This window comes from Bacillus thuringiensis, assembly GCF_001595725.1.
Taxonomy (GTDB): Bacteria; Bacillota; Bacilli; order Bacillales; family Bacillaceae_G; genus Bacillus_A; species Bacillus_A thuringiensis_K.
The window spans coordinates 418401-439989 of the sequence record NZ_CP014282.1 but is presented as its reverse complement, the minus strand read 5'-3'; the positions used below and the strand labels follow the sequence as shown (position 1 = coordinate 439989).

Sequence of the window (21589 nt, the reverse complement as noted above, 5' to 3'; positions counted from 1 at the left end):
CACTACCATTGCTAACTGTTTTTACTGGAGGTGCTTACTTATGAGCAATTGGTACAGTAAGACGAAAAATCAAATATTAATTGACCTAGAAACAAACGAACAACACGGTTTAACAGATGAGATTGTAAGTGAACGTTTAAAGCAATACGGTTCTAATGAATTAGCTACAAAACAAAAACGCACTTTATGGCAGCGTATTTTCGCCCAAATTAATGACGTCCTCGTATATGTCCTTATTATTGCTGCCCTTATTTCTGCCTTTGTAGGTGAATGGGCGGATGCCAGTATTATCGCGCTCGTTGTAGTTTTAAATGCTGTTATCGGTGTTGTCCAAGAATCGAAAGCAGAACAAGCTTTAGAGGCATTGAAAAAGATGGCAACACCTAAAGCTATCGTCAAGAGAAATGGTGAACTAAAAGAAATTCCATCTGAGCACGTCGTTCCAGGGGATATCGTTATGCTCGACGCTGGACGATATATCCCATGCGATTTACGCCTTATCGAAACCGCAAATTTAAAAGTTGAAGAATCTGCTCTAACTGGTGAATCTGTCCCTGTTGATAAAGATGCAATCTACCACCCTTCCATGCAAAGTGATGAGCAAGTACCACTCGGCGACCAAAAAAACATGGCATTTATGTCTACTCTTGTAACATACGGAAGAGGCGTCGGTGTTGCTGTTGAAACTGGGATGAACTCACAAATTGGTAAGATTGCTACCCTTTTACATGAAGCAGACGATGATATGACACCACTTCAAAAAAGCTTAGCACAAGTTGGAAAATATTTAGGCTTTGTCGCTGTAGCTATTTGTATCGTTATGTTTCTCATCGGTTTTTTACAAGGCCGGGATACATTAGAAATGTTTATGACTGCTATTAGTTTAGCTGTTGCAGCTATTCCAGAAGGCTTGCCAGCTATCGTTTCCATCGTTCTTGCAATTGGTGTGCAACGTATGATTAAACAAAACGTTATCATTCGGAAACTACCAGCTGTTGAAGCCCTCGGTTCTGTCACAATTATTTGTTCAGATAAAACAGGTACGTTAACGCAAAATAAAATGACCGTTACTCACTTTTATAGTGATAACACATACGATCGCTTAGAAAGTTTAAATGTAAATAATGATGCGCAACGTCTATTGTTAGAAAATATGGTGCTATGTAATGATGCGTCTTACAATAACGAATCACAAACGGGAGACCCGACTGAAATTGCACTTCTCGTTGCTGGAACCACTTTTAACATGCAAAAAGATCATTTAGAAAAAATACATGAACGTGTTAACGAAGTACCTTTTGATTCAGATCGTAAAATGATGTCAACCGTACATATGTACAATGAAAGTTACTATAGCATGACGAAAGGCGCTATTGATAAACTCTTACCTCGATGTACCCATATTTTTAAAAAAGGCAAAATCGAGATTTTAACTGATTCTGATAAAAATCAAATATTAGAAGCTGCCGGATCAATGTCTCAAGAAGCTTTAAGAGTACTTTCATTCGCATTTAAACAATACGATTCAAACGATGTGGATATAAATCATCTTGAAGAAAATCTTATCTTTATTGGTCTTGTCGGTATGATTGATCCACCACGAACTGAAGTGAAAGATTCAATTAAAGAATGTAAAAAAGCCGGTATTCGCACAGTTATGATTACTGGTGACCATAAAGATACCGCCTTTGCAATTGCCAAAGAACTTGGCATTGCTGAAGAAATATCGGAAATTATGATTGGAACTGAATTAGATAACATTTCTGATACAGAACTAGCTAACAAAATTAATCATTTAAATGTATTCGCTAGAGTCTCTCCAGAGCATAAAGTGAAAATTGTAAAGGCATTACGCGCAAAAGGAAATATCGTTTCTATGACTGGTGATGGTGTCAATGATGCACCATCTTTAAAGCAAGCTGATGTTGGCGTAGCGATGGGCATTACAGGAACAGACGTTGCAAAAGGGGCAGCAGATGTCGTGTTAACAGATGATAATTTCTCATCTATCGTGAAAGCCGTTGAAGAAGGTAGAAATATTTATCGCAACATAAAAAAATCAATTCTCTTCCTACTCTCTTGTAACTTCGGAGAAATTATCGCTTTATTTTTAGCCATTTTACTCGGCTGGGCGACACCACTACGACCTATTCACATTTTGTGGGTGAATTTAATTACAGATACACTGCCTGCATTATCACTTGGGGTTGATCCTGAAGACCCAGATGTGATGAAGGAAAAACCACGACATGCGAAAGAAAGCTTATTTAGCGGCAGCGTTCCTTTCCTAATTTTCAATGGAGTTGTCATTGGACTTTTAACGCTAATAGCTTTTATCGCCGGAGCAAAATTCTATACTGGAGATACAAATTTATTCCCTCTTTTCCCAGAGCAAATTGATGACGATGCTCTATTACATGCTCAAACGATGGCATTTGTCGTTCTTAGTTTTTCTCAGCTCGTTCATTCATTTAACTTGCGTTCAAGAACAAAATCGATTTTTTCAATTGGGATCTTTACAAATAAATATTTAGTCTTCTCCCTCCTTATCGGTGTTCTTATGCAAGTTTGTATCATCTCCATCCCGCCCCTTGCAAATATATTCGGTGTACATGCATTAACGATGCGAGATTGGGGATTTGTTCTCTTATTAAGTATCATTCCGCTTGTTGTGAATGAAATCATTAAATTAGTGAAGAAAAACTAAAAGGCAATGAGGACTATTCCTCATTGCCTTTTCATTTACCCTTGTAATTCTTTTTTGATATTCTCTGTTAATGTAGCCATACGCTTACGGCTTTCTTCACGCTCACGTTTGTTTTGCTCTTCAATTTGTTGTGTTTCTTGCATACCTCTTGAAATAATGTTCCAAGTTTCCTCAAGTGTTTCCATCTTAATACTAGAAGAACCCGATAATCTCGCTACTTCTACACTTTGCGTTGCGATATTTTGTGCATTTTTCTTAAGTAATTCATTTGTACGGCGATCAAGTTCAGCCATAGAATCTGCAACAAGCTTTTGACGTTTGGCATTTACCGCTTGAATGATACCATTTTTAAAGATAGGAATCGTCGTAATAAATGCTGTATTGATTTTACCAATTAATTTATTATTACCACGTTGAATCATACGAATTTGTGGTGCTGTAAGTAACGCAACCATACGAGCTTTTTCTAAATCATCAATACGTTGCTCTAAAATTTCAACCGAGTTTTTAAGCGACTCTAATTCAATACCTGCTAATTGATCATTATTACGCACGCGCTCTTCATACATCGGAACTAACTCTGTATTTAAACGCTCTAACAACATTTCTCCTGCTACTACGTATTTTTCTAAGTCTAAATAATATTTTAAGTTTTGCTCATATAAACCATCTAACGTACCAATTGATTTTTTCATTTCATCTTGATACTTCGTAATTTCGACATACACTTTATCAATTTCACGGCCCATCGTTTGATACTTGCTAAAGATTTGTTCAATCATTTTATCCGCTTTTTTGAACATACGTGAGAAGAAACCACTTTTCTCTTCCGCAAAGTCTTTACTATCAAATCTGTCCATAATTTTACCAAGTTGCTTTAACAATTCACCAGAATCTTCTATTTTTGATAATGACATTGTATGTAAAATTTGATCAGCAAAACGTGAAATTTCCATAGAAGGTTCTTTTCCAAGTTCAATTAATTCCAGTTGGTCTTTAATATCTACTGCATTATAAATACGTTGCACATCTGCATCTTGTCTAAGTTGCAAGCGAACATCTTGTGCGGTTTGCTCATTCAATTCAGTTTTCGAATCTAGTACGACTGGGTTATTCATATGGTATTCTCCCTTTCCTTATAAAAATGGACGAAATAGTCCTTTTATTGTTTGTGATAAATTTTTATAGGCTGATGAACCATGAAACTCAAGATCGAAATTAACTTCTTCAAGCCAATGAGAATCAAATGCTCCCGCTTCAACATACGGTTCAATATCGTTTCTTCCTGTTGGATTGAAGTGGAATACATCTACTCCTATTTGATTTAAAAATAGTAATAAAACAGCGTCAGAACGAGTTAATTCTCCACTCTTCTCATTATTAAATATAACAATTTTTGGTACATCTTGTGAATAATCAAATTTCTCAAGCTGTTCTAAAATATTCGGTGGTATTTGAGAAAGTTGTGCGAAAACATATAGCGCTACATCTTGTTTCGTCTCTTTTGCAATTGGTTTACACATTTCACTTTCGCACGTATGGATAATCGCCTCTGCAATCCCATGTTGTAAACCTTCCGGTAAACGCTTATGCGGCCACCAATGGCTATTCATAATTAAATCAGGATGTAATTTCCCAGCTCGGTCCAATGCATCTCGATAATGATATTGGAAGTTTGCTTTTTGCTCTTTCGTAAATGGGAATGTATTAATTAGTAAACTATTATCAAATGATGTAACAGCCTTTAATCGTTGAAAATAATCTTTATCATTCTTTGAAACACCTGATATTTTCGCAAATAAAGAAGGGATATAAATATGTTTATTTTCAACAAAGAATGTTGGACGTACAAATGCCTTTTCTTTCGTAATTAAAAAGAGTTCATCATATGTCGTTTTTAACGTACGTGCTACAGGTGTATACGAACGGAATTGCCACGGTTTATATAATAGTGAATTATCGTGGTGAAGTACTTGTTCAATTTCTTTCGAAGCTTGATATGCTACTGTTGCAACACGCTCACGTCGACGATCAGGGAACGGTTCAAGCGAAATGCGACTTGAATGAGATACAACAAAAGTTCTTCCCTCTTCATCAATATTTTCAAATCCATCTTTTCCTTCGGGGTGATAATAAAGCACATCACAACCGAGCATAATAAGAAAATATAAGAAATATATACGGCTTTCCTGTGCATCACCATACCAAACGATACGCGGCATTTGTTTCTTATAATTAATCGTAGAAAACCACTTCGCTACGTAATTTTCACTTAGTTTAATTATGTCGATTAAGAAACGACGGAAGCCTTCTGTCTTTAACGACTGATTATGTTGCTTCTCATATAATTTCAATAGTGAAATAAACGTCGTATGTATGTAATGCTGTAAATCAGGATTGTCTACTTTCGGTAAAAGTTGTTTCCCAGATAAGTGTGCAACTAACCTATTTACTGTCAGACCATTGGGTGCTTCTTGATGTAATCCGAACACTTCTTGAATATGACGAAGCTTTTCTGAATCAATCACTTTGTTTAAATTTTGTTCGTGTAAAACCTCGATTCCTTTCGCTTCACTATAATCAAACAGTTCATTAAAATATTCATCTACATCATTAGGAACGCCAAGGATTCGACATGCTATATAACTAAATTTCATCTCATTCTCTGTCAGCTCATATTGTGGGCGTTTTTCTAAAAGCATTTCAAATTGCTTTAAATCTGATTCATCTTTTAATGCATATGGTTGAAGTGTAAAACGTGAAAACACAACAGTTCACCTCCAAAAACATTTACGTTTTTTCTAAGTCCTTCTTATATTATAAACTATTTTTGGTTATAAAAAATGGGCGCTCGCAAAACGAGCAAACCCATTTCAATTATTTATTGTCTTCTTTAGTAGCTGCAACTTCTTCTTTAGCTTGTCCAGAATTCTTCATGTAGTGAATTATAAACGTTGCTCCAAATGCTACAACTAAAATAATGAAGAACAGTGTATGACTAATATGAATATCAATTAGAGACAATAGCATTTTCGATGCGATAATTAAGATTAAAATATATGCTGTTGTTTCAAGCTCTGGAATACGCTCTAACAATTTTAAGAATACACCAGCGATACCACGCATCATTAAAATACCAAGCATTCCGCCTAATAATAGAATCCAAACTTCATTAGATACACCAAATGCAGCAAGTACGCTATCTACAGAGAACGCGATATCCATTAATTCAACCATCGCAACTGTTCCCCAGAAGACACCGAACATTCTAAAGAGAATACTATTTTGATTCATACCGTGAGCTTCGTCTTCTTCACTTGCACCTTTACGCTTATCAATAAAGTATTTTACTGATAACCAAGCAAGGTAAAGTGCACCAAGAAGTTTTACCCACCATAATTTAATTAAGAACATTCCGATTCCAATCGCAATAAAGCGGAATACATAAGCTCCAATAAGTCCATAGAATAATGCTTTTTTACGTTTCTCTTCCGGAAGGTGTTTTACCATTACTGCTAATACAAGTGCGTTATCAGCAGATAACAACCCTTCAAGTACAACAAGTGTACCAATTAATCCCCAAGATACTGGATCCTGCAACACTTTAATCCACATGTCCAAGTCAAAAAACTGAGCATACGTATCAAGGATTCCTTGCAAAATACTCATCTTACCTATATCCCCTATTCTTTGCTAGATTTATAGAAAGGTCAAAAAAAGGAAACGAATGTCGTTTCCTTTCTATGCATCCAAGCCATACGCTCTTACAAGCGCACCTAAACCACCTTGGAATCCACTTCCTACTGCATTAAACTTCCACTGTCCATTATGACGGTATAATTCACAAAAGACAACTGCTGTTTCGATGGAGAAATCTTCCCCTAAATCAAAACGAAGAACTTCTTCATTCGTTTCTTCATTCGCTAAACGAACGAACGCATTTCCTACTTGTCCAAAGTTTTGACTACGGCCTTCTGCATCATAAATCGTAACTGTAATAGCAATTTTGTGCACATCTGCTGGAACTTTCTTCAAATCTACAACAAGTTGCTCATCGTCACCTTCACCTTCACCTGTGCGGTTATCTCCTGTATGTAGAACAGATCCACAAGGAGACTGTAAATTATTATAGAAGATAAAATCAGTTTCCTTCGTACATTTTCCGTTCGCATCTAATAGGAATGCTGATGCATCTAAATCGAAATCTGATCCACCGTCGTAAGATTTAATATCCCACCCAAGACCAATTACTGCTTTTGTTAAACCAGGGCTTGTCTTACCTAAATCAATCTTCTGTCCTTTTTGCAATTGAATAACCATTTATATTCACCTCTATATTTTAATCTTAAAAAATATATCCATCAGTAAACATCTGTTTTATCGATGGATATATCAATCTATTACTCTACATCTAAACCGAAATTATTACATAGAGACGCTAATCCACCTTGGAATCCACTTCCGATTGCATTGAACTTCCATTCACCTGCATGACGGTATAGTTCACCTACTACTACCGCTGTTTCAATAGAGAAATCTTCTCCTAAATCGTAACGAATTAATTCTGCATTCTTTTCTTCATCTAAAATACGTACGAAAGAGTTAGAAACTTGTCCGAAGTTTTGGCTGCGTCCTTCTCCATCGTAAATTGTGATTGTGAAGCAAATACGTTCGATATGTGCAGGTACATTTTTTAAATCTACTTTAATCGATTCGTCATCGCCTTCACCTTCGCCAGTTCGGTTATCTCCTAAATGCTCGACAGCACCATTTGCACCTTTTGGGTTATTATAGAAGACGAAATCCTCTGCACCTGAAACTTTACCGTTAGCACCTACTAAGAAAATACTAACATCTAAATCGAAATCATTTTGTCCATCATAACGATTCGTATCCCAACCAAGTCCTACAAGAACTTTTGAAAGACCTGGATTCGTTTTTGTTAAGTCTACCTTTTGTCCTTTTTTCAATGAAATTGATGCCATATACAATTCCTCCTCGGTTTATTTTATTGATAACGTGATACAATCTCACTTAAGTTTTTATCTTGTGTTCCTTCTCCAACTGCTGAGAATTTCCATTCACTTCCGTGACGATACATTTCACCTGCAATTAGAGTCGTTTTGCCAGCATAATTATCCGATAAATTATAGCGCGCTAATTCTTCACCAGTTTGCGGATTTTGAATACGAATATATGCATTACGAATCATCCCGAAATCTTGACGACGATTTACACAGTCATAAATATTTACAACGAATACTAAACGATTAATACGGCTCGGAACTTTATGTAATTCTACGAAAATTGTTTCGTCATCACCAGCGCCTTCGCCTGTTAAATTATCTCCTGAATGAATAATACTACCACAAGTAGAAAGTTTATTTCCGAAGTAAACTAAATCATTTTTGTTTAAAAAACGATCTCCTTCTAACATAACAACAGATGCATCACAATCTACATTTGGTTTACTTCCAAATAATGAAGACAGAAATCCACCTGATTGCCCAATTGGATCCCAGCCTAAGCCAACCTGTAGTTTTGCTACTTTTGGTTGTCCTTTCGTTAAATCGATCTTTTGACCTTTTTCTAAAATAATAGGCATGAAGTTTCTCCCTCTCTACAAAGCATTTTCCAAATCGGAAAATATTGTATTCTTCTCTTATATTGTAGCATTATTTACCTAGCGATAAAAAGGATAAATTCTCAGTTATATGAAAACATTCATATAATTTACTTATGATGATGTAAGAAGTGGTAAATAGCACCAATCATTCCTGCACAATTACCGTTTTGTGCAAGTTCAATCTCACAATTATTATAAATCTCTTGATTTAAGTATTTACTGATCTCTTCTTTTACTTCTTTTAAAAACTTATTTCCTCTATCGGTAATTCCTCCACCAATAATAATCGTTTCTGGATTGAAAATATAAGCAAGATTACTAATTCCGATTGCCAAATGTCTAAAGAAAATCCCAACTGCTTGAGCAACTTCTCTATCTCCTTTATCATACAACTCAAAAATTGTTCTCCCATTCCACTCACCTTTGCCTTTATACTTTCTGACAAGACGAATTAATCCTGAAATCGAGGCAACCTCTTCAAACGTTTTTCCTTCTATTAACATATTCCCCCATTCACCAGCACTAAATGAATTTCCTCGGTACAATTCTCCATCTATAAAAATCGCTCCCCCAATCCCTGTTCCGAGGGTAAGCATAATAAAATTCTCTTTCTCTCTTCCACTACCATTCCATTTTTCTCCAAACGCTGCACAATTCACATCATTGTCAATCGATACTGAAACTTTTAATATCTCTTGCAATCTATCAATAATAGGAATAGTACTATATCCCGGAATATGATCCGCACCTCCCGTCACAATTCCTTTGTTAATATCAACAATTCCCGCAGTGCTAATACCAATTCCTACAATAGTATGTTCATTCATTATTTTTTTGGATACATATATAAGTTTTTGAATAATTTGTTCTCCACCTAAATGAATTTCTGTTGGAACTGTTTGATGCTTTCGTACTGTTCCTGTTTCTGAAACAATCCCATATTTAATTTGTGTACCACCAACATCAAATGCAATATATTCTTTCATCTGCTGTCACTTCCTCTATTGTAATGAGTCTGAAACTCCCCACGCTCTACTTATTATAAAAAATTTACACTAACTCTTTTCTCTCTTTAGAAATACTCCACCTTTTTCTATATATAGTTTTTTTTGTATAAAACTCTTTTTCCTAAGAAATATTACAAAGGGATGTATTTTAGATGGAATATTAATTTCTTAGGAGGAAAACCATGACGAAAATCTTCATTTTAGCCTCAACACTCTCTTTATCTTTTTTTAGCGGTTTAAATATCGGTAATGCAGCAACAGAAAACTTCTCTCCAGCAACAAACGCAATTGTACAAAATAACGATCATTTAGTAGAAGGTAACTCGAAAGATAATAATAAACCACCAGGAAACGGTGGTTCTCAGGACGATAGTGGCTCTGGCGGCAATGGTTCTGGTGACAACAGCTCTAGCGACAATGGTTCCGGCGGTAACGGTTCTGGCGGTAACGGCTCTGGTGGCAGTGGTTCTGGCGGCAATGACTCTGGTGACAACGGTTCTGGCGGCAGTGGCTCTGGCGGCAATGGTTCTGGTGGTAACAGTTCTGGTGGCAGTGGTTCTGGCGGCAATGACTCTGGTGACAACGGTTCTGGCGGCAGTGGCTCTGGCGGCAATGGTTCTGATAGCAGCGGCTCTGGTGGTAACGGCTCTGGTGGCAGTGGTTCTGGTGGCAGTGGCTCTGGTAGCAATGGTTCTGGTGGTAACGGTTCTGGTGGCAGTGGCTCTGGTGACAACGGTTCTGGTGGCAATAGCTCTGGTGGCAACGGTTCTGGTAGCAATAGCTCTGGTGGCAATGGCTCTGGTGACAATGGTTCTGGTGGCAATGGCTCTGGTGACAATGGTTCTAGTGGTAGCGGTTCTGATGGCAGTGGCTCTCAAGGTGGCAACCGTGTTAAAGGCGATAGTAATTCTCAGGGTGGCAACGGTTCTCAAGGTGGTAATGTAAAAGATAATACGAAAAAACAAGGTGATAAATTACCGAATACAGCAACACATTATCCTACATCTATTTTAATGGGACTTTCAACATTCCTAATCGGTATGTTACTATTTATTCGCCGTAAAAACGTAAAATAAGAACAACATCCTTCCATCTAAATAACACATGAAATAATGTATAAAACTAAAAAGGACTTTGGATTGTATTTTATTATGCAGTCCAAAGTCCTTTTTATCACCTATCAGAAAAAGTATTAATACGCTTTTCCCCAATACACCATTTGTTTAGCGTCTTTACCACAACAAATACATTCTTCAGCTAAATGCTCTTGCTCAAAAGGCATACAACGTGAAGATACTCCAACTTCTTCTTTTAGTTTCTCTTCACAAGTTAATTCTCCGCACCACATTGCCTTAATAAATCCTTGTTTTTCGTCAGCTATTTTTTTCATCTCTTCGAAATTTGTCGCAACATACGTATTTTCATCACGAAATACTTTTGCTTTATTAAATAAAGAAATATGAATTTCTTCAAGTAATGCTGGAATACGTTCTTCTAATTGATCCATTGGTACAAACTCTTTTTCCTTCGTATCTCTTCTTACAAGTACAACTTGTTTCTTTTCAATATCTTTAGGGCCAACTTCTAATCGAATTGGAATCCCCTTCATTTCATACTCATTAAATTTCCAGCCTGGTGTTTTATTACTAGCATCTATTTTTACTCGTGCAACCTTTTGAATATGTGCTTGTAACTCTGTTGCTTTTGCTAAAACTCCTTCTTTATGCTGAGCAATTGGTACAATAACAACTTGCACTGGAGCGACTTTTGGTGGCATTACAAGTCCATTATTATCACTATGAACCATTATTAGCCCGCCTATCATTCTTGTTGATACACCCCAAGATGTTTGGTGCACATATTGCCACTTACCGTTACGATCTAAAAACTTAATATCAAATGCTTCTGAGAAATTCGTCCCAAAGTTATGAGAGGTTCCTGTTTGAAGTGCTTTTCCATCATGCATTAAACTTTCAATTGTATAAGTTGCCTTTGCTCCAGCAAACTTCTCTTTTTCTGTTTTTTGTCCTTTAATAACTGGTATTGCTAAATAATCCTCACAGAAAGAAGCATATAAGTTTAAAATATTTAATGTTTCAGCCTGCGATTCTTCTGCCGTTTCATGGATTGTATGACCCTCTTGCCATAAAAATTCAGTCGTACGAAGGAACGGCCTAGTTGTCTTCTCCCAACGAACTACTGAACACCACTGATTATATAACTTTGGCAAATCATTATAGGATTGCACAATTTTTGAAAAGTGCTCACAGAATAAAGTTTCAGATGTAGGACGTACACAAAGTCTTTCCGCTAACTTTTCATCTCCACCATGCGTAACCCATGCTACTTCAGGAGCAAATCCTTCAACATGATCCTTCTCTTTTTGCAATAAACTCTCTGGGATAAACATTGGCATATATACATTTTCATGGCCAGTTCCTTTTAACTTCTCATCCATCACCTTCTGCATATTCTCCCATAAGGCATAACCATACGGACGTAAAATCATGCACCCTTTTACACTTGAATAATCAACAAGTTCGGCTTTTTTTACAATATCGGTATACCACTGCGCAAAGTCCTCTTCCATCTTCGTAATGGCTTGCACTTGTTCTTTTGCCATAGTCAGTCTTCCTCCTTCTAGAAAATACAAAAAAGCCCGCATCCCTAAATAGGGACCGAGCTTTGCCGGCGTTACCACCCTGATTCATGCACAAAAATTGCGCATGCTCTCTTTTTGATAACGGGAAATTCCCGCTGCATATGCAGAACTCAAAGGCAGGTTCCATATTACCTTTTTAAGAATCTTTCAGCCTGACGGATTCTCTCTCTGCTAAAAAGGTTGAACATGTACTAATCCTTTTTCATCGTTATAACGAAATAAATTTGTTGATTATCATAATACAAATTCTTTTTTTAAACAATAGCTAATTTTCTTATTTTTATATATTCTTTTCATTTTTTGCAGTTTTATACGTAGCTTTTCCGCGTAATTTTCACAAGTTGATGTGCAATCATACCGATAAGTGTACCAAGTAGGACGAAGAAACCAATAAATCCATATCCCATTCCTTCCCACCCACCAATGACCATCATTGTAACAGGAAAGGACGCTAAACAAAGAAGTATTAAACTAAGTGCAAATATAATATCAAACTGTTTGTCTGGAAACCGTTTCTTTAGTAAATATGAAATAGCAAATACAAGGATAATTGTGATTCCGCCAATGATGTAAAAGATACCAAATCCATCTAACCAATCCATAGTGTTTCCTCCTTCCATAGATTCCCTTATACTTAATTATATGTTTAATTTTTCTGAAAATAAATAATAAATTTTCACCTAAAAATATATTTTTATTACTAGGTATTAATAGAAATATATGATAATAGGTTTTATATAATCAGGAGGGAACTTTATGGATAAAGCATTAACAAACCACGTCATTATTTTATCATTCGACTGTTTATCAGCTTTAGATTTTCCTATACTACAAAAACTACCTCATTTCCAATCTCTAATAAAAAAGGGCACGATTGTCGAAAAAGTAGAACCAATTTATCCTTCTGTAACATATCCAAGCCACTCAACAATCGTAACTGGTAATTACCCTAACAAGCACGGTGTTGTTAGCAATACGTTACTTCAACCAGGGCGTGAATCACCTGATTGGCATTGGTATCGAAAATCAATAAAAGGAACAACATTGTATGATGAAGCGCGCAAAGCAAATTTAACGACAGCTGCCCTTCTATGGCCTGTTACTGGAAGAGCGAACATCGATTACAATTTACCAGAAATTTTTCCAAATAGACCTTGGCAAAATCAAGTGTTAGTTTCCTTATTTAGCGGTAGCCCACTATATCAATTAGATTTAAATCGTCGTTTCGGCCATATAAGAAATGGTTTATCACAACCAGAGCTGGATGATTTCGTCCTCGCCTCTGCTGTGCATACAATCCAGACGAAAAAGCCTAATGTCATGTTCGTACATTTCACCGATCTAGACACACAAAGACACTATCACGGCTTTGAATCTAACGAAACAATAGCTGCTATCCAGAGGCACGACGGACGTCTAGGGAAAATTATTCAAGCACTAAAAGAAAGTGACCTATACGAAGAAAGTACAATTATTGCCCTTGGTGATCATAGCGCTTTAAGTGAAAACAAATCCATCCAATTAAATATGCTATTCCATCAAAGAGGACTTATATCTCTTAATAAAAAAGGAAAATTAGTAGACTGGAAAGCCTATTGCCAAAGTTGCGACGGCTCTGCCTATGTATATGTAAAGGACAAAAATGATACGGATACAATTCGGGAGGTACAACTACTCCTTGAAGAACTACTTCAAAATAAACAAAGCGGAATTGAATTTATACTTCATGATGAAGCTGCCAAAGACTGCGGTGCAGACGGTAATTGTTTATTCATGTTAGAAGCACGAGAAGGGTATTATTTCACTGAAAACTATACAGGAGATTTTATAAAAGAAATTACTGAAAAAGATGTTACGCCTAGTAAAAAATATACATTTGGTACGCATGGATACTCTCCAACAAAACCTAACTATGAAACAATTTTTATCGCTGCTGGGAAAGGAATAAAAAGTGGCGTTACCGTCCCGTATATGAGACTTATTGATGAAGGTCCAACTATCGCTAGACTACTCGGTTTACACTTAGGTGAAACAGACGGAGCAATTGTAGAGGATTTACTCCAATTGTAAAGAACTGTGTATATATGTAAAAGTTATGTAAAATTCATCACTGCTTCTCTTTTTATAATTTTTATTTTTGTACACTGTTAGTAACACAAATTTAAGGGGGAACATTATATGAAAAAAATGTCCAGACAAGAAAAAAGCTGGATATTATACGATTGGGCGAACTCGGTATATTCGCTCGTCATTACAACTGCATTATTTCCAATTTACTTTAAAGCAGCTGCAAAAGAAGCTGGACTATCCGGGGCAACTTCAACAGCATATTGGGGATATGCAAACTCGTTCGCAACACTTTTAATTTCTATACTTGCTCCTATTCTCGGCACAGTTGCTGATTATAAAGGATTTAAAAAACGATTTTTCACATTCTTCTTTGGACTCGGTATCGTATTTACAAGTATGTTAGCAGTCGTTCCAACATCTCAGTGGTACTTATTATTAGGATGCTATATGCTCGCCTTAGTCGGTTTTGCTGGAGCAAACATTTTTTATGATGCATTTTTAGTAGATGTCACTTCTGAAGATAGAATGGACCGAATTTCTACAAGAGGATTTGCATTAGGTTATATCGGGAGTACAATTCCTTTTATCGGTTGTATCGCTCTTATTATTCTTTCTCAAAAAGGAACTATCCCTTTATCTGTTGGTATTGCTAGTCAAATTTCATTTGCGATAACAGCTCTTTGGTGGGGGTTATTTACAATTCCAATGCTAAAAAACGTAGAGCAAACGCACTATATTGAACGTCACCCTAGACCAATTACAATGAGCTTCAAACGCCTTGCTGCTACTTTTAAAAATATTAAAGAATATAAAACTGTATTTATGTTTCTAATCGCTTACTTTTTCTATATTGACGGAGTCGATACAATTATTACTATGTCTACCGCTTACGGAACCGATCTCGGTATTAGTGCAACTAATCTATTAATCATATTATTTGTAACACAAATTGTCGCTTGTCCATTTGCTTTATTATACGGAAAATTATCAGCAACATTCACAGGTAAAAAAATGCTATATGTCGGTATCATTATTTATATCATCATTTGCATATATGCTTATTTCTTAAAAACGACACTTGATTTTTGGATTTTAGCAATGTTAGTTGCTACATCTCAAGGTGGTATTCAAGCACTAAGTCGTTCATACTTTGCAAAACTAGTACCAAAAGAATCTGCTAATGAATTCTTCGGATTTTATAATATATTTGGGAAGTTTGCCGCAATTATGGGTCCGGTATTAGTCGGTGTTACAACGCAATTAACAGGAAAAACAAACGCTGGTGTTCTTAGTATTATTGTTCTGTTTATTATAGGAGGATTCTTACTAACTAGAGTTCCAGAAAATAACACATCCGTTACACCACCTAGTCAAAAGACTAAAACGCTATAAGAAAAGATCCTCTTCTCATAAGAAGAGAATCTTTTTTATTTTTAAAGGTGCGCCTTATAATGAACGACTCTACTGCTTGTACAAAAATAATTTATCAACAGTTGTTCCTAATACTTCAGCTAAACGGAATGCTAACGCTAAACTTGGATCATATTTATTATTCTCAATTGCATTTATCGTTTGTCTAGAAACCTTACATTTATCAGCTAATGCGCCTTGTGAAATATTATTTTCAGTGCGTAATTCATAGATTTGATTTTTCACACCATTGCTCCTAACCTGTAAAATCGTTTTTACAACATCAGTATATAATTGGCTCATATAGTTGTCAAAAGTTCCTCAAAGAAAAAGGGAGCAATATTGCTCCCTTACAATAGTTATTTCGAAGCTAACGAATTTGTTAGTGCCTCTTTATTAGCAACATCTTCTTTTTTTATTTGCATACGTAGAACTGGCCCTATCGCTAATAAAATAAGTGCCATTGCTATACAAAACACAGTAACTAGTGAAGTTAGTTCCTTTAATCCTCCAGCTAGTGAAGTTCCAATTAGCATTGCCCCCATAAACAGTGGTAAAATCGTCCCATTTACTCTTCCAACCATATTTTCTGGTACAAGTTGAATCATAAGCGTACCGACAACAATATTAACACAAGCTAAACAAATACCTGTTCCAAACCTCATGAAACTAGTAATCCAAAATGATGTAGATAGCCCTTCTACTAAAAATGACATTGCTAATATGCCCATACCGAATACAAACATCTTTTTCGGATTCACTTTTGAAGCGAAAATTGCAGCAACAATACCACCAATTAACATACCTATTCCATCAGCTGCAGCTAAATATTGAACTGCTTCCTTTTCCATTCCAAGGCGCTCTATTACAAGAAATACCTCTAATGGAGTTGTTAATCCAACAGCTAAGCCTATAATGGTGAAAGTGATCGTAATCATACGTAAATTTTTCGTATGAAGAACATACTTCCAACCTTCTTTTATATCATTTTTTAATGAATCTCTCGCCACTTGCTCTTTTTCAACCCATTTTGGTAAGAATGAAAGGGCGATAGCAGATAACAAAAATAAAATGATTAAGCTATATAGTGACGTAAATAAACCAAGTTGTGTATACACAAGCGATCCTACCACTGGTCCAAAAATCAGAAATAATGACTGTAATGTTTGGTTAAATGCAATCGCATTTGCTACCTCTTCTTCTTTTACATAGCGCTTAAATATACGCGAAGATGAGGGCTGAGAAAACTGACCTACAATCGCGGAAATGAGTGTTGCAAAAAATATAGCCTGCCAATAATCCATTTTTAACAACAAGACAATTCCTATAATAGACAGTACACTTAATACATCTCCAGCGACCATTGTTCTTTTCGGATTCCAGCGATCAGCTAGCGCACCACCGATAAACGAGAAAATAAAAATAGGTGCATATTCCATAACTGATAACAACGAAACAGAAACTGGATCATTATTCGTTCGCTCCATTATAAAATACAAAAGAGCCATATTTCTGATCCAAATTGCAAATTGTTGTAAAATATCAGACGCCATAACGAGCATAAATGCTCGGTTTTTAAATAAAGCGTTCATTTTCATTCCCCTTTCACAAACCGACCGTTCGGTCTAATTTATTTTGTAAGAAAAGCAACTGACCTATTATTCAGCTGCCATTCCTTTTAACAATACATCTATTGCCTTTTTATAAATACGTTTCAGCTCTTTATAATCTAATTCGTAGTAAAGCACTCCAAGTCCTGATAATAATCCGTTCACAATATACATAAGATCACGAGTATTATCTTCACGGAACTCTCCAGACTGTATACCTACTTCAATTAATTTCTCAAACATAACATATGATTCTCTAGTTAAAGCTAACAGTTCATCCAGAATCTCTTTACTTACAACTTGGCTCATAGAGAATTCCTCTATTGCATTTGAAATTGGTTGCTGTATGTCCTCTACATGATATTCCGCGAGACCATATAGTTTTTCAGTACTAGTGCTATACAACTTCTCTTTTTCATTCCATTTTTCAATCCAATCATACGTATGCTGTTTCACTACAAATAAAAATAATTCTTCTTTACTTTTAAAGTGATAATAAATACTTCCTTTACTTCGCTCTGTAATTTCACAAATCTCTTCCATAGATGTAGCTGCGTAGCCCTTCTGTGAAAATAGACTTTCTGCTTTATATGCAATTTCTTTCTTTATCTCTTCTGCGCTTCTTCTCATATTCACACCTCTTTAAACCGACCGTTCAGTCTAATAATAACAAATCAAAAACCTCTATCGCAAGAGGCTATATTCCTTATTTAAGAAAACGTACTTTCAAACCAAGTTCGAATCATATGTATGGTTCCAAATTTAAATGCTAATTTAACAAGAAATACGCCTCCCGCAGCTAATAAAAATAACACTACTTTCCCCTTATTTTTCACTTTCGGTTCCCTTTTCATTTCCATTCCCCTTAGTATGTTAAAAATATTAATCAAACGTTTGTTTAACTGTGTTTATGCATATGTAAGCCGACTAATCAAACGTTTGTTTAAAAAGAAATACGCCTATATAAGGCGCATTTTCATCAATCACCACCGCCACCGCAGCTTCCTCCGCTATCTCCCCCAAAAGACCCTCCACAATCATGTGAGCCGCCATCATGCGAGCTATCATTATCAGATCCAGCAAAGAAAAATAATGGTGATGAGCTGTTAGATGAATTATGAATGTTATTTTGTTTTGTAAGATTTACCTTCTTTTTGTTCGATCGAACTGCTGTTACGATTATTCCAACTACAACAAATAATAGTATGACAATAATAAATTCCATATAAAAGCCTCCCTTATTCCTCGAATAATTGAATGGTTCTTTCTAGATTTTCAAGTGAAATGAAGCGTGATTCACGAAGAATTTCTTTTCCATTATGAAATAATAAAATTGTTGGCCCTGTAAATACTCCATATCGCCCCGCAATCTCTTGCATATCTTGTAGTAATATCTCTATTTTCTCTACGTAATCATAATTCTCTAATACGCAATTTACTTTTCTTAGCATAACATCACAAACACCACAATTTTCCGTTTTAATAAACAGAAGTACCAATTGTTGTTCTTTGATATAGGTCGCTAATTCTTCTATCGTTTTAAATGTATTCATCTTATCCCTCTCAGCGTAATTTACGAAATACTTTGTCTTAATACATACGAAAAGCTGAACTATCTTTAATCTTTCTCTTTTCCATTGCCTGCTGAAAACGCAGAGTTTTTGCTGTTAACTCTTCTCGTAATTTCTTTCTCTCTTCTTCATCATAACAGCAAGCAATTAGATCCTCTATTTTTAATATATCTTTTTGTAGTTCCATTTCTGGTGGAATCATTCCCGCATTTTTTAAAATTTTATAACTCATTCTAAGTTCTGGAGGTACCATTGAAAGATCTTCTAATTGTAGTGGTTTTCCTTTTCCCGGAAGATAATCAAGATCACCATTCCGTATTGCTTGTCGAATTTTTTCTTCAGCAATGTTCAAAAACACATCCACACTATTCCCTCCTTTACATATTTTTACTATTATTTTACATGATATTTCCTTATCTTTCTACGTCTTTAATAATTGGCTCTATACAATTTTTTCTCAAATTTATTTATAATGAGCTTTTTCCTCCCATACCGATTTTTCGTTTTCATATATAGTTTGTATTCAAGCCTTTTTGTATTGAGAAAGTCTTTTTCAACTTAATAAAGCGTTTACACTAAATCTTACATTTGTTACGATTTAATCACCCCCAGCTCCCTTGTATAGACTTCGTGATGTCTGATCATTTTATCTAGACGTTTCACACGTCTAGATTCATTTTGATTTATTGGCGTATGCCTTTAAATATATCTTTTATTTTGAAAGGAGAAATGGCTATGAGGTCTCAAAAATTCACACTGCTATTACTATCCATACTACTTTTCTTACCTCTTTTTCTCACAAATTTTATTACTCCAAATCTCGCATTAGCAGATTCACCAAAGCAAAGTCAAAAAATTGTTGGGTACTTTCCTTCGTGGGGGGTTTACGGACGTAATTATCAAGTTGCTGACATTGATGCATCAAAACTTACTCACCTTAACTATGCTTTCGCGGATATTTGTTGGAATGGAAAACATGGAAACCCTTCTACTCATCCTGATAATCCAAATAAACAAACGTGGAACTGTAAAGAATCTGGTGTACCATTGCAAAATAAAGAGGTTCCTAATGGTACTCTCGTACTCGGGGAACCATGGGCTGATGTTACCAAATCGTATCCTGGCTCAGGGACAACTTGGGAAGATTGCGATAAATATGCCCGTTGCGGAAATTTCGGTGAACTAAAACGATTAAAAGCTAAATATCCTCACTTAAAAACAATTATTTCCGTTGGTGGCTGGACTTGGTCTAACCGCTTTTCTGATATGGCCGCTGATGAAAAAACAAGAAAAGTATTTGCTGACTCTACAGTAGCTTTTCTTCGCGCATATGGGTTTGATGGCGTAGATTTAGACTGGGAATATCCGGGCGTTGAAACGATTCCTGGTGGTAGTTATCGTCCTGAAGATAAACAAAATTTCACTCTCCTTCTTCAAGACGTCCGAAATGCTTTGAATAAAGCAGGTGCTGAAGATGGCAAACAATATTTACTAACAATCGCTTCAGGCGCAAGCCAACGCTACGCTGATCATACAGAGCTAAAGAAAATTTCTCAAATACTCGATTGGATTAATATTATGACATATGATTTCCACGGCGGATGGGAAGCTACTTCTAATCATAATGCAGCTCTATATAAGGATCCAAATGACCCAGCAGCAAATACGAATTTTTACGTAGATGGTGCTATAAATGTTTATACAAATGAAGGTGTTCCAGTCGATAAACTAGTATTAGGCGTACCCTTTTACGGACGTGGCTGGAAAAGTTGTGGCAAGGAAAATAACGGACAATATCAACCTTGCAAACCAGGTAGTGATGGGAAACTTGCTTCTAAAGGTACTTGGGATGATTATTCTACCGGTGACACGGGTGTGTATGATTACGGTGATTTAGCAGCCAATTACGTTAATAAAAATGGTTTTGTACGCTACTGGAATGACACAGCTAAAGTACCTTATTTATATAATGCAACTACAGGCACATTTATTAGCTACGATGACAATGAATCTATGAAATACAAAACAGACTATATAAAGACGAAAGGTTTAAGTGGAGCAATGTTTTGGGAACTAAGCGGAGATTGCCGTACAAGTCCAAAATATAGTTGCAGTGGTCCAAAATTACTTGATACGCTAGTAAAAGAATTACTTGGTGGACCTATTAGTCAAAAAGATACTGAGCCACCAACGAATGTTAAAAACATTGTAGTTACGAATAAAAATTCAAATTCAGTTCAATTAAACTGGACTGCATCTACTGATAACGTAGGAGTTACGGAATATGAAATTACTGCTGGAGAAGAGAAATGGAGTACAACAACAAATAGCATTACAATTAAAAACTTAAAACCTAATACAGAATACACATTTTCAGTAATTGCCAAAGATGCTGCTGGAAATAAATCACAACCTACCGCTCTTACTGTCAAAACGGATGAAGCTAATACGACACCTCCTGATGGAAATGGCACTGCTACATTTTCAGTCACTTCGAATTGGGGCAGCGGTTATAACTTCTCGATTATAATCAAAAATAATGGAACGACTCCTATTAAAAATTGGAAATTAGAATTTGATTATAGCGGCAATTTAACACAAGTTTGGGATTCTAAAATTAGTAGTAAAACAAATAACCATTATGTAATTACGAACGCAGGATGGAATGGCGAAATTCCTCCTAGTGGATCTATTACAATTGGCGGTGCAGGAACGGGTAATCCTGCCGAACTTTTAAATGCCGTAATTAGCGAAAACTAGACGTAATATCCATTAATTCTTTCACTAAAGTTTGAATTTAGGTTTGAGCAATACATCCTAAATTCAAACTTTTAATTTTATGAAAAATCAAAAAATAAAATAAACTATTATAATTATATTTAGTTTCTATATGAAGTTTATATGAAGTTCATTTGAATTTTAAATG

The 21589-nt window shown here is 35.8% G+C and carries 21 protein-coding genes and 1 other annotated feature; of the genes, 5 read left to right on the top strand and 16 right to left on the bottom strand.

The genetic code is table 11. The features are described from left to right. Nucleotides 1-40: 40 nt before the first annotated feature. Complete coding sequence (locus AXW78_RS02230) at nt 41-2707, top strand: cation-translocating P-type ATPase (RefSeq protein WP_061883743.1); 2667 nt, start codon at nt 41-43, stop codon at nt 2705-2707. A gap of 35 nt (nt 2708-2742) precedes the next feature. Here AXW78_RS02230 and AXW78_RS02225 read toward each other — a convergent pair whose 3' ends face one another. From AXW78_RS02225 to AXW78_RS02195, 7 genes are all read right to left on the bottom strand, one after another. Then, nucleotides 2743-3825 (bottom strand): toxic anion resistance protein, encoded by a 1083-nt coding sequence (locus AXW78_RS02225; protein ID WP_001064413.1) that lies wholly within the window; start codon nt 3823-3825, stop codon nt 2743-2745. 18 nt (nt 3826-3843) lie between these two features. Next, a complete protein-coding gene (locus AXW78_RS02220; RefSeq protein ID WP_061883742.1) occupies nt 3844-5475 on the bottom strand; it encodes a YceG family protein in 1632 nt (543 codons plus the stop codon). A gap of 109 nt (nt 5476-5584) precedes the next feature. Further along, entirely contained in the window at nt 5585-6376 is a 792-nt protein-coding gene (locus tag AXW78_RS02215; RefSeq protein WP_000025705.1) for a TerC family protein, read from the bottom strand. 72 nt (nt 6377-6448) lie between these two features. Next, nucleotides 6449-7027 carry a TerD family protein gene (locus AXW78_RS02210; protein WP_000236649.1) on the bottom strand — a complete coding sequence of 193 codons (579 nt, stop codon included), beginning with the start codon at nt 7025-7027 and terminating at the stop codon, nt 6449-6451. An 80-nt stretch (nt 7028-7107) separates the two neighbouring features. After that, the gene (locus AXW78_RS02205) at nt 7108-7692 is read right to left on the bottom strand and encodes a TerD family protein (protein WP_000146731.1); all 585 of its coding nucleotides are present in this window, start codon (nt 7690-7692) and stop codon (nt 7108-7110) included. Nucleotides 7693-7715: 23 nt separating this feature from the next. Next, on the bottom strand, nt 7716-8312 hold the full coding sequence (locus tag AXW78_RS02200) for a TerD family protein (protein ID WP_001121586.1): 597 nt from the start codon (nt 8310-8312) through the stop codon (nt 7716-7718). A gap of 128 nt (nt 8313-8440) precedes the next feature. Then, entirely contained in the window at nt 8441-9319 is an 879-nt protein-coding gene (locus AXW78_RS02195) for an ROK family protein (RefSeq protein WP_061883741.1), read from the bottom strand. A gap of 203 nt (nt 9320-9522) precedes the next feature. Between AXW78_RS02195 and AXW78_RS02190 the strand changes: the two genes are divergently transcribed. Then, complete coding sequence (locus tag AXW78_RS02190; RefSeq protein ID WP_061883740.1) at nt 9523-10416, top strand: LPXTG cell wall anchor domain-containing protein; 894 nt, start codon at nt 9523-9525, stop codon at nt 10414-10416. 116 nt (nt 10417-10532) lie between these two features. Here AXW78_RS02190 and proS read toward each other — a convergent pair whose 3' ends face one another. Together proS and AXW78_RS02180 are read right to left on the bottom strand one after the other, a co-directional pair. Further along, nucleotides 10533-11963, bottom strand: a complete 1431-nt coding sequence (gene proS / locus AXW78_RS02185; RefSeq protein WP_001040993.1) for a proline--tRNA ligase — start codon at nt 11961-11963, stop codon at nt 10533-10535. A gap of 47 nt (nt 11964-12010) precedes the next feature. Continuing rightward, nucleotides 12011-12217, bottom strand: a binding site (T-box leader). 93 nt (nt 12218-12310) lie between these two features. Next, complete coding sequence (locus AXW78_RS02180) at nt 12311-12604, bottom strand: YesK-like family protein (RefSeq protein WP_000383853.1); 294 nt, start codon at nt 12602-12604, stop codon at nt 12311-12313. A 154-nt stretch (nt 12605-12758) separates the two neighbouring features. On the opposite strand from AXW78_RS02180, the gene AXW78_RS02175 reads away from it, so the two are divergent. Together AXW78_RS02175 and AXW78_RS02170 are read left to right on the top strand one after the other, a co-directional pair. Further along, nucleotides 12759-14072, top strand: coding sequence for an alkaline phosphatase family protein (locus AXW78_RS02175; protein WP_061883739.1), 1314 nt, complete (start codon nt 12759-12761; stop codon nt 14070-14072). Nucleotides 14073-14180: 108 nt separating this feature from the next. Beyond that, nucleotides 14181-15464 carry an MFS transporter gene (locus tag AXW78_RS02170; RefSeq protein ID WP_000738827.1) on the top strand — a complete coding sequence of 428 codons (1284 nt, stop codon included), beginning with the start codon at nt 14181-14183 and terminating at the stop codon, nt 15462-15464. A 69-nt stretch (nt 15465-15533) separates the two neighbouring features. Here AXW78_RS02170 and AXW78_RS02165 read toward each other — a convergent pair whose 3' ends face one another. From AXW78_RS02165 to AXW78_RS02135, 7 genes are all read right to left on the bottom strand, one after another. Next, a complete protein-coding gene (locus tag AXW78_RS02165) occupies nt 15534-15785 on the bottom strand; it encodes a helix-turn-helix transcriptional regulator (RefSeq protein ID WP_002023181.1) in 252 nt (83 codons plus the stop codon). A 56-nt stretch (nt 15786-15841) separates the two neighbouring features. Continuing rightward, nucleotides 15842-17074, bottom strand: a complete 1233-nt coding sequence (locus AXW78_RS02160) for an MFS transporter (protein ID WP_000992571.1) — start codon at nt 17072-17074, stop codon at nt 15842-15844. 66 nt (nt 17075-17140) lie between these two features. Further along, nucleotides 17141-17722: a TetR/AcrR family transcriptional regulator gene (locus AXW78_RS02155; protein ID WP_001254434.1), complete on the bottom strand. Its 582-nt coding sequence runs from the start codon at nt 17720-17722 to the stop codon at nt 17141-17143. A gap of 80 nt (nt 17723-17802) precedes the next feature. Beyond that, entirely contained in the window at nt 17803-17946 is a 144-nt protein-coding gene (locus AXW78_RS02150; RefSeq protein WP_000817981.1) for a hypothetical protein, read from the bottom strand. A gap of 125 nt (nt 17947-18071) precedes the next feature. Then, nucleotides 18072-18317 (bottom strand): hypothetical protein, encoded by a 246-nt coding sequence (locus AXW78_RS02145; protein ID WP_000394364.1) that lies wholly within the window; start codon nt 18315-18317, stop codon nt 18072-18074. Nucleotides 18318-18330: 13 nt separating this feature from the next. Further along, nucleotides 18331-18645, bottom strand: coding sequence for a thioredoxin family protein (locus tag AXW78_RS02140; protein ID WP_001091339.1), 315 nt, complete (start codon nt 18643-18645; stop codon nt 18331-18333). A gap of 37 nt (nt 18646-18682) precedes the next feature. After that, nucleotides 18683-19027 (bottom strand): DnaJ family domain-containing protein, encoded by a 345-nt coding sequence (locus AXW78_RS02135; RefSeq protein ID WP_000382373.1) that lies wholly within the window; start codon nt 19025-19027, stop codon nt 18683-18685. Between the two features lie 371 nt (nt 19028-19398). On the opposite strand from AXW78_RS02135, the gene AXW78_RS02130 reads away from it, so the two are divergent. Beyond that, a complete protein-coding gene (locus tag AXW78_RS02130) occupies nt 19399-21423 on the top strand; it encodes a glycosyl hydrolase family 18 protein (protein WP_001257470.1) in 2025 nt (674 codons plus the stop codon). Nucleotides 21424-21589 lie beyond the last annotated feature (166 nt).

Bases quoted from the DNA above. Each gene is read 5' to 3' on its own strand.
- AXW78_RS02230 (WP_061883743.1), top strand. From the start codon at position 41: ATGAGCAATTGGTACAGTAAGACGAAAAATCAAATATTAATTGACCTA.
- AXW78_RS02225 (WP_001064413.1), bottom strand. From the start codon at position 3,825: ATGAATAACCCAGTCGTACTAGATTCGAAAACTGAATTGAATGAGCAA.
- AXW78_RS02215 (WP_000025705.1), bottom strand. From the start codon at position 6,376: ATGAGTATTTTGCAAGGAATCCTTGATACGTATGCTCAGTTTTTTGAC.
- AXW78_RS02210 (WP_000236649.1), bottom strand. From the start codon at position 7,027: ATGGTTATTCAATTGCAAAAAGGACAGAAGATTGATTTAGGTAAGACA.
- AXW78_RS02205 (WP_000146731.1), bottom strand. From the start codon at position 7,692: ATGGCATCAATTTCATTGAAAAAAGGACAAAAGGTAGACTTAACAAAA.
- AXW78_RS02200 (WP_001121586.1), bottom strand. From the start codon at position 8,312: ATGCCTATTATTTTAGAAAAAGGTCAAAAGATCGATTTAACGAAAGGA.
- AXW78_RS02195 (WP_061883741.1), bottom strand. From the start codon at position 9,319: ATGAAAGAATATATTGCATTTGATGTTGGTGGTACACAAATTAAATAT.
- AXW78_RS02190 (WP_061883740.1), top strand. From the start codon at position 9,523: ATGACGAAAATCTTCATTTTAGCCTCAACACTCTCTTTATCTTTTTTT.
- proS (WP_001040993.1), bottom strand. From the start codon at position 11,963: ATGGCAAAAGAACAAGTGCAAGCCATTACGAAGATGGAAGAGGACTTT.
- AXW78_RS02180 (WP_000383853.1), bottom strand. From the start codon at position 12,604: ATGGATTGGTTAGATGGATTTGGTATCTTTTACATCATTGGCGGAATC.
- AXW78_RS02175 (WP_061883739.1), top strand. From the start codon at position 12,759: ATGGATAAAGCATTAACAAACCACGTCATTATTTTATCATTCGACTGT.
- AXW78_RS02170 (WP_000738827.1), top strand. From the start codon at position 14,181: ATGAAAAAAATGTCCAGACAAGAAAAAAGCTGGATATTATACGATTGG.
- AXW78_RS02165 (WP_002023181.1), bottom strand. From the start codon at position 15,785: ATGAGCCAATTATATACTGATGTTGTAAAAACGATTTTACAGGTTAGG.
- AXW78_RS02160 (WP_000992571.1), bottom strand. From the start codon at position 17,074: ATGAACGCTTTATTTAAAAACCGAGCATTTATGCTCGTTATGGCGTCT.
- AXW78_RS02155 (WP_001254434.1), bottom strand. From the start codon at position 17,722: ATGAGAAGAAGCGCAGAAGAGATAAAGAAAGAAATTGCATATAAAGCA.
- AXW78_RS02150 (WP_000817981.1), bottom strand. From the start codon at position 17,946: ATGAAAAGGGAACCGAAAGTGAAAAATAAGGGGAAAGTAGTGTTATTT.
- AXW78_RS02145 (WP_000394364.1), bottom strand. From the start codon at position 18,317: ATGGAATTTATTATTGTCATACTATTATTTGTTGTAGTTGGAATAATC.
- AXW78_RS02140 (WP_001091339.1), bottom strand. From the start codon at position 18,645: ATGAATACATTTAAAACGATAGAAGAATTAGCGACCTATATCAAAGAA.
- AXW78_RS02130 (WP_001257470.1), top strand. From the start codon at position 19,399: ATGAGGTCTCAAAAATTCACACTGCTATTACTATCCATACTACTTTTC.